General features: G+C 74.6%; 7 protein-coding genes. 3 read left to right on the top strand and 4 right to left on the bottom strand.

Annotated elements, in window-relative coordinates:
• Positions 1 to 388: 388 nt before the first annotated feature.
• Together K7787_RS13945 and K7787_RS13940 are read right to left on the bottom strand one after the other, a co-directional pair.
• Complete coding sequence (locus tag K7787_RS13945; protein WP_223001587.1) at positions 389 to 679, bottom strand: hypothetical protein; 291 nt, start codon at positions 677 to 679, stop codon at positions 389 to 391.
• Positions 676 to 1,539 (bottom strand): isocitrate lyase/PEP mutase family protein, encoded by an 864-nt coding sequence (locus K7787_RS13940; RefSeq protein ID WP_009191312.1) that lies wholly within the window; start codon positions 1,537 to 1,539, stop codon positions 676 to 678. The genes K7787_RS13945 and K7787_RS13940 overlap by 4 nt, the downstream gene beginning before the upstream one ends.
• A gap of 396 nt (positions 1,540 to 1,935) precedes the next feature.
• Here K7787_RS13940 and K7787_RS13935 point away from each other — a divergent pair, with 396 nt between their 5' ends.
• Both K7787_RS13935 and K7787_RS13930 read left to right on the top strand, forming a co-directional pair.
• Positions 1,936 to 2,952 (top strand): DUF5954 family protein, encoded by a 1,017-nt coding sequence (locus tag K7787_RS13935; protein ID WP_164390208.1) that lies wholly within the window; start codon positions 1,936 to 1,938, stop codon positions 2,950 to 2,952.
• Positions 2,953 to 3,030: 78 nt separating this feature from the next.
• A complete protein-coding gene (locus K7787_RS13930; RefSeq protein ID WP_223001586.1) occupies positions 3,031 to 3,432 on the top strand; it encodes a VOC family protein in 402 nt (133 codons plus the stop codon).
• Here the strand turns inward: K7787_RS13930 and K7787_RS13925 are convergent.
• Both K7787_RS13925 and K7787_RS13920 read right to left on the bottom strand, forming a co-directional pair.
• Complete coding sequence (locus tag K7787_RS13925; protein ID WP_223001585.1) at positions 3,415 to 4,110, bottom strand: helix-turn-helix domain-containing protein; 696 nt, start codon at positions 4,108 to 4,110, stop codon at positions 3,415 to 3,417. The two genes, K7787_RS13930 and K7787_RS13925, sit on opposite strands and share 18 nt — an antisense overlap.
• 269 nt (positions 4,111 to 4,379) lie before the next feature.
• On the bottom strand, positions 4,380 to 5,555 hold the full coding sequence (locus K7787_RS13920; RefSeq protein ID WP_043261455.1) for a YihY/virulence factor BrkB family protein: 1,176 nt from the start codon (positions 5,553 to 5,555) through the stop codon (positions 4,380 to 4,382).
• 190 nt (positions 5,556 to 5,745) lie between these two features.
• Here K7787_RS13920 and K7787_RS13915 point away from each other — a divergent pair, with 190 nt between their 5' ends.
• Positions 5,746 to 7,380: an acyl-CoA dehydrogenase family protein gene (locus K7787_RS13915; protein ID WP_164387425.1), complete on the top strand. Its 1,635-nt coding sequence runs from the start codon at positions 5,746 to 5,748 to the stop codon at positions 7,378 to 7,380.
• Positions 7,381 to 7,541 lie beyond the last annotated feature (161 nt).

Raw genomic sequence — 7,541 nt, 5'->3', positions numbered from 1 at the left:
CGCCTCGTTATTTTTTTTTTGAGAAGGCTCCGCCGCCACCAAAACTCTACAGAGGCGAGACCCCTCTTCCCCCCCCCGCCGCTCTCCCTATCTCCCCCACGGCCCGGGCGGGGCGCCATTGGGCGTCCCCGCCGGTCCGGGCGGCCGGGCGGCCGGCCTGTCGGCGCCCCGGCGCGCGCGGGCACGGCAACCGCCACGGCGGGCGGTCGGGCGACCACCGGGCCGGCTATCCCGCCCGGAGGCCCGTCGCTCCCGCCGGAGGTCCGGGGCAAGCCGGACGCGCGGCGGACGGTGACATAGGCGCCCGCCGAAGGCGGCTGCCGGGCGACGAAGGCGGTGGAGCCGGTGAAGGCGAACGGCCGGGTGGGGCCCGGCCGTTCGGAGTGGGTCAGGCGCCGTCCTCCTCGTCGTCGTGGGCCGCGCCCACCAGCGCCTCCATCATGTCCACCGCGCTGCCGTCGTGGTCGCTGCCGGCGGTGCCGCTGCCGGTCTGGAGGTTGCCCGTGCGGTCGACCTCCAGGATGGAGTCCGCGTGCGAGTTGTCGATGACGGTGACCAGGCCGCTGTTCCCCACGGCGGTGCCGGAGCCGTCGTCCGCCGCCGCCTGGTGGGCCGCGCCGCCCAGCAGCGCGGCCGCCAGGACGACCGCCGTGCGCAGCCGGGGCGAGGTTCCGCTCACGCGCCCACGCCCGCCCGCTCGGGCCGCCGGTGCGCCATGTTGCGCTCCAGCAGGCTGGTCGAGGCCTGCACGCCGATGCCCTGTGCGGGGTCCACCACGGGCAACCGCCCGTCGGCGCGCCGCAGTTCGGCGAGGGCGCTGTCCATCGCCTCGTGCGCGGCGAACAGGCAGGGGGTGCTGTAGATCGCGACGTCCACGCCGAGTTCGGACAGCTCGCCCAGCGACAGGCGCGGGGACTTGCCGCCGGCGATCTGGTTGAACAGCAGCGGCTTGTCGCCGACCACGTCGCGCACCCGGCGGATCCACTCCACGCTGCGGATGCCGTCGACCAGGATCACATCGGCCGCGGTGGCCGCGAGGGCCTTGGCCCGGTGCAGGATGTCGGTCTCGTCCGTGGCGTCGGTGCGGGCCACCACGACCAGGTCCTGCCGGGTCGCCAGGACCTGCTCCAGTTTGGCGAGGTACTCCTCCAGCGGGAGCACCTGCTTGCCGTCGGCGTGCCCGCACCGGCGGGGCCGCTTCTGGTCCTCCAGGATCACCCCGGAGGCCCCGATGCGCTCCAGCTGCTCCACCACGTGGCAGGCGACCTCCGGGTCGACGTAGCCGTCGTCGATGTCGACCAGCAGGTGGTGGGCGGGGAAGGCGCCGCGCAGCCGCTGGACGAACGCCACCATGTCCGGCCAGGCGATGAAGCCGATGTCCGGCAGGCCGTAGTAGGAGGCGGCGAAGCCGAACCCGGAGACGAACATCCCGTCGTAGTGTCCGGCGGCGATGGAGGCCGAGTACATGTCGTAGACGCCGATGAGCGGGGTGGTGCCCGGTCCGGCGATCTGCTCGCGCAGCTTCTTTCCGTACGTCAAGGCGTGACTCCTCCGAGGTGGGGGGGTGCGGGCGCTTGGGGGTGCGGCTCGGCCGCGGGGCGCCCGGGGGACGGGGAACGCCGAGGGGGACCGCCGGTGGCGGCCGTCCACGGCACGATGTCCCTTTGCCAAGACAAAAGGATTGCTTGATCCGTCCCAGACCTCACTATGGGACGCCTTTTACTCACTCCGACGGAGTAACGCCTTCACCGGAGAAACGTCACTGGTCGGCGTGTCGGGACGCCCGGTCGGTGCCGCGTGCAGGCGGGCGCGACGGAAGCCGGGATCGACCCGGGCGGCGCATCCGGCGGCCGGGGCGCGCCCGGACCTCCCCACCGCGCCGCCTGTTGGGTCGTTCCGCCTCCCCGGGCCCGCCGGTCCCGCGACAATGCGTGTATGACCGATGACTGGCAGCGACAGCTGCACGCGCTGCACGAGGAGTTGATCCGCCGGGACGATCCGGCGGCCTGGGTGAAGGAGGCCGACGCGGTGGACGCCTCGCTGCGCTATCCCCATCTCGCGCTGCGCGGGCCGGTCTTCGGCGTGGCCGTGCAGGACCCGGCGGCGGGACCCGGGTGGCGGGTGCTGAAGCCGGTGGTGGACGGCATGCCGCAGGTGGCCCGCGACGGCATGCACTCGCATCTGTGGTTCACCGCGAAGGACGGCACCGACGACCGCGCCGTGCGGCGCGAACTCCTCGCCGCGGTCGCGCTGCTGGAGCGCGAGCCGGCGAACGAGGTGACGGCGTGCGGGGTGCGTTACCGGGTGGTGCGCGGCGAGGAGTTCATGCGCTGCGCGCTGGACGGCGCCCCGGAGCCGCCCCGGCCGACCGACCCCGAGCCGGCCGACCGGACGTGGGAGCGCCGGCAGCGCGCCGAGCCGTCCCCGGACGCGGACTTCGTCCTCGACCCGGACCGTGTGGCCGGGCCGATGGCGTACGCACTGAAGCAGGGGCTGCGGGAGTTCTCGTACCGGGGCGGGCGCTGTCCCGACGACATCCGCGCCGACTCCGAACGCGCGCTCACCACGCACCCGGACGTGGTGCTGCTGCCGGTCGCCTTCGGGCTGGTCGAGCGCCGGGGCGAGGGCTGGATGCCGCGCGGCGGGCTCCATGCGGCCCCGCACCAGGCGCGGCGCATGTTCTACGACGGCATGGCCGAGATCTGGGCGATGCTCCACGACTACGACGACGAGCAGAAGGCCCGGTACGCGCGGGCCGCCGAGGAGTACCGGGCCCTGCAGCGGGCCGACGAGTTCACGGTGGACGGCCGGGCGTTCCGGATCTGCCGTGTCGAGCGGATGGTGCGAATGGGCCCGGACGGCCCGGAGCCGGCGCGGCCCTCGGACGTCGACGAGTACGGCCCGACGAAGATGCATCCGACGATGGACGAGGACGGCACCATCACCCACTGACAGCGGGCGGGCGGCGGGCGGCCGGCGCTGTCCGATTCGTTCAAGACCGGTGTGCGGGGCCGTGCCTAGCGTGGCGGCATGACTCCACGATTCGCCGGCGTCGGTCTGGTCGTCTCCGACCTGGCCGCCGCGCTCGCCTTCTACCGTCGCCTCGGTCTCGTCTTCCCGGACGGCGCCGAGCGGGAACCGCACGTCGAGGCGGAGCTGCCCGGCGGGCTCGTCCTCGCCCTCGACACCGAGGACACCGTCCGCTCCTTCCATCCCGCCTGGCGGCCCCCGGCCGGGGGCGGCCGGGTCTCGCTCGCCTTCCGCTGCGACTCCCCCGCCGACGTCGACGCCGTGTACGACGAGCTGGTGGGCGCGGGGCACCACGGGGAGCTGAAGCCGTGGGACGCGGTCTGGGGGATGCGGTACGCGGTCGTGCACGACCCGGACGGCAACGGCGTCGACCTGTTCGCCCCGCTATCCGCCGCCCAGTAGCCGCCCGAGCGGCCGGCCCGCCAGCTCCTTGACGTCCCGTGCCAGATGCGCCTGGTCGGCGTAGCCGGCGCGGGCCGCGCACGCGGCGTACGGCACTCCGGCGCGGGCCAGGCGCAGCGCCCGCTGGAGGCGCAGCACCCGGGCCAGCGTCTTGGGGCCGTAGCCGAAGGCGGCCAGGGCGAGGCGGTGCAGGGTGCGGGCGCCGAGGCCGAGTGCGTCGGCGGTGCGGGCGACCGGGCGGCCGGCGTCCAGGGCCGCGACGAGCGCTCCCAGCAGCGGGTCGGGCGGGCCGGTCTCCGCCGCCCGCTCCAGGGCCGCCGCCTCCAGCGCGGTCGCGGCGGACGGGGCGGCCTCGACGCGGTCGCGCAGCCGCCGTACGGCAGGAGCGGGCCACAGGTCGGCGAGGTCCACGCGCCGGTCGCGCAGTTCGTGCGCGGGCACGGCGAGGTAGCCGGGGGCCGTGCCGGGGAAGAACCGCAGGCCGGCCCAGTGCGCGGGCGGGCCGGCCGGCTCGAACGCCCGGGTGTCGGGTCCGGCGACGAGCAGCCGCCCCTCGCTCCACAGCAGGTCCATGCACCCGTCCGGCAGCACTAGGGCCTCTCGTTTGGACCATGCCGGGCTCGCGGGCCCTGGCACCGCACCTCGCCGCGTTGTCGTCGGTTGCCATGGCTCCGCCATGCCGCCCTCCTCCGCCTTGCGAGGCTCCCCCACTGCCTGAACGGCGTGGGAGGTGCCCCCATCACCAGACCCCGCTCCCTGATCCGGCCTGCCCCAAACGAAAGACCCTAGGCCGCCCGGCGCGCCGGGCGGGGCCGGGGTCTTCGTCCACACCACCGCGCCGGGCAGCGCGGAGGGCCGTTCCGCGTACCCGTCCGCCCGCGCGGTCCTCTCGGCAGCCACGTACGCCAGGTCAGACGGCGGGCGGAGGCCGCCCGGCCCCGGGCGGGTCATCTGCCCGGCGCCGCGCCGTTGCCGCTGTTCTCCTCCTTGTGCGGGCCGCGCGCCTGGGTGCTCCGGGCGTGGGTCCGCAGCCGGGCGGTGACGTCCTCGGGCGGCAGGAAGCGCGACCAGCGCTCGGGGAACTCGGAGGGCATGTCGGCGTCCTCCGGGTCGTCCGGGTCGTTCTCGCGGACGGCGGCGGCCCAGGCGACGTACTCGGCGATCTGGGCCTCGCGCACCCGCTCGTTGGCGGCGCGGGCCGCGGCCGTCGCGGCGGCCGGCCACACCCGGTCGATGGCGGCGTTGACGGCGGCCCCGACGAGCACGGCGAACGCGGACACGCCGATCCACAGCAGCACGGCGACCGGCGCCGCCAGCGAGCCGTAGATGGTGGGGCCCTCGACGGTGCTGGTGAGGTAGATCCGCAGCAGGAAGCTGCACACCACCCACATGGCGAGCGCGACCAGCGCGCCGGGCACGTCCTCGATCCACGGCGAACGCACCGGCACGGACACGTGGTACAGCGTGGTCAGGAAGGCGATGGACAGGACGATCACGACGGGCCAGTACAGGACCTGCACGACCGTCGTGGACCAGGGCACGACCCGCACCACCGCGTCCGGTCCCGCCACCATCAGCGGCAGCGCGACCGAGCCGATCAGCAGACCCACCACGAACAGCGCGAACGCCATCAGCCGCGTCTTCACGATGCCGCGCACGCCGTCGAGGCCGTACATCACGGTGATGGTGTCGATGAAGACGTTCACCGCGCGCGAGCCCGACCACAAGGCGAACACGAACCCGATGGAGATGACGTCGGGTCTGCCGCCCTGCATCACGTCCTTCAGGATCGGCTGCGTGATCTCCTTGACGCCCTGGTCGGACAGGACCGTGCGGGAGGCGTCGAGGATGTTGCGCTCCAGGCTGGCGATGGTGTGCGCGCCGGTCCAGGAGTCGACGTAGAAGAGCAGCGCGATCAGGCTGAGCAGCAGCGGCGGCACCGACAGCAGGGTGAAGAACGCGGCCTCGGCGGCCAGGCCGAGGATGCGGTACTCCATGCACGAGTTGACGGTGTCCTTGAGCAGCAGCCAGGCGGTCCTGCGTTTGGAGACGTTCCGGTAGAGCGCTCGGGCCCGGTGGAAGCGGCCGGTCGGCCTGTCGGGGGTTTCACTGGCTTGCTGCACGCCCTAAAGGTATCCCTGTCCGTGCCCCTCCCACTCATCCGCGGGAAACGCACCCCGGACGGGACACGACACCGGCGGACAACCGGGACACGGCGCCCGGGCGGCGCCACCGCGCGGGCCGCTGTCCTCGCCGCGGGCGGGACCGCGACCGGGTGGTGAGCGTCGGCGCGGCACGGGTAGGTTCCGTGCCATGGCAGCCAGCACCCACACCGTGACCAACCAGCCGCCGCCGCTGTCCGGCTACGACGTCTTCACCGCCGACCGGGCCCTGACCGAGGCCGTGGACCGGCACGTCGGGGCCGGGCTGCTGGACGAGGTGCGCGGCGAGCTGGCGGGTCTCGGCCGGGCGGCGGGCTCCGCACAGCTCCAGGAGTGGGGCGCGCAGGCGAACGAGAACCCGCCCCGGCTGCGCACCCACGACCGCTACGGCCACCGCATCGACGAGGTGGACTTCCACCCGGCCTGGCACCGGCTGCTGGGCAAGGGCGTCTCGGCGGGCCTGACGGCCGCCTGGAACCGCCCGGCCGGGCATGTGCGGCGCGCGGCGGCGTTCCTGGTGTGGACGCAGGTCGAGGCGGGCAACTGCTGCCCGCTGTCGATGACCCACGCGGCGGTGCCCGCGCTGCGCGCCGACCCGGAGCTGGCCGCCGAGTGGGAGCCCCGGCTGACCTCCATGGTGTACGACCGTGAGCTGCGGCCCGCGCACCTGAAGCCCGGGGCCCTGTTCGGGATGGCCATGACCGAGAAGCAGGGCGGCAGCGACGTCCGGGCCAACACCACCGCGGCGCGGCCGCTCGCCGAGTCCGGCGGGTACGAGCTGACCGGGCACAAGTGGTTCTGCTCGGCGCCGATGTCGGACGCCTTCCTGGTGCTCGCGCAGGCCCCGGCGGGGCTGACCTGCTTCCTGGTGCCGCGCGTCCTGCCGGACGGCGCCCGCAACGTGTTCCGCGTCCAGCGGCTGAAGGACAAGCTCGGCAACCGGTCGAACGCCTCCGCCGAGGTCGAGTTCGACGGCACCTGGGCGCGCCGGGTGGGCGAGGAGGGGCGCGGGGTGCGCACCATCATCGAGATGGTGGCGGCCACCCGGCTGGACTGCGTGCTGGGCTCGGCCGGGCTGATGCGGCAGGCGGTGGCGCAGGCGGTGCACCACTGCACCTATCGGGAGGCGTTCGGCGGGCGGCTCCTCGACAAGCCGCTGATGCGCAACGTCCTGGCCGATCTGGCGCTGGAGTCGGAGGCCGCCACCACGCTGGCGCTGCGGCTCGCCGCGGCCTGCGACGACGGGGGCGAGCAGGAGCGGGCCCTGCTGCGGATCGCGGTGCCGGCCGCCAAGTACTGGGTGACCAAGCGGTGCGCGCCGCTGGCCGTGGAGGCGTCCGAGTGCCTGGGCGGCAACGGGTACGTCGAGGAGTCGGGGCTGCCCCGGCTGGTGCGCGAGTCGCCGCTCAACTCGATCTGGGAGGGCGCCGGCAATGTGCAGGCGCTCGACGTGCTGCGGGCGCTGCGGCGGGAGCCGGGGGCGTTCGACGCGTATCTGCGGGAGGTGGGTCTGGCGCGCGGCGCCGACCACCGGCTGGACGCCGCGATCAAGGACCTGCTCACCGAACTCGCCGACCTGGCCGGCGTGGAGGCGCGCGCCCGGCGCCTGGTGGAGCGGCTGGCGCTGGTGCTCCAGGGGTCGCTGCTGGTGCGGTACGCGCCGCCCGAGGTCGCGGACGCGTTCTGCGCCTCCCGGCTGGGCGGCGACCGGGGAGCGTCCTTCGGCACGCTGCCCCACACGCTGGACCTGGCGTCGGTGGTGGAGCGGGCGCGGCCGGTGGAGTGAGGTCCGGGGGGGCCGCGGAGTCCGACGGGAGCCGACGGCTTACGGAGCCTGACGGGGCCGGGGCTTGCGGAGCCCACCGGGAACGGCCGGAAGCAGCGGCCCGTACGGGCGGTCGTTTCCGGACGTGACGCGGGGGTGGTGCCGCCGTGACGCGGGGGTGG

The organism is Streptomyces sennicomposti, from assembly GCF_019890635.1.
In the GTDB taxonomy this organism is placed as follows: Bacteria; Actinomycetota; Actinomycetes; order Streptomycetales; family Streptomycetaceae; genus Streptomyces; species Streptomyces sennicomposti.
This window is presented reverse-complemented; position numbering and strand designations above follow the sequence as displayed.

Excerpts from the sequence above, each read along its gene's own strand:
- K7787_RS13935 (WP_164390208.1), top strand. The coding sequence starts at position 1,936 with ATGACCGATGACTGGCAGCGACAGCTGCACGCGCTGCACGAGGAGTTG.
- K7787_RS13930 (WP_223001586.1), top strand. The coding sequence starts at position 3,031 with ATGACTCCACGATTCGCCGGCGTCGGTCTGGTCGTCTCCGACCTGGCC.
- K7787_RS13925 (WP_223001585.1), bottom strand. The coding sequence starts at position 4,110 with ATGGCGGAGCCATGGCAACCGACGACAACGCGGCGAGGTGCGGTGCCA.
- K7787_RS13915 (WP_164387425.1), top strand. The coding sequence starts at position 5,746 with ATGGCAGCCAGCACCCACACCGTGACCAACCAGCCGCCGCCGCTGTCC.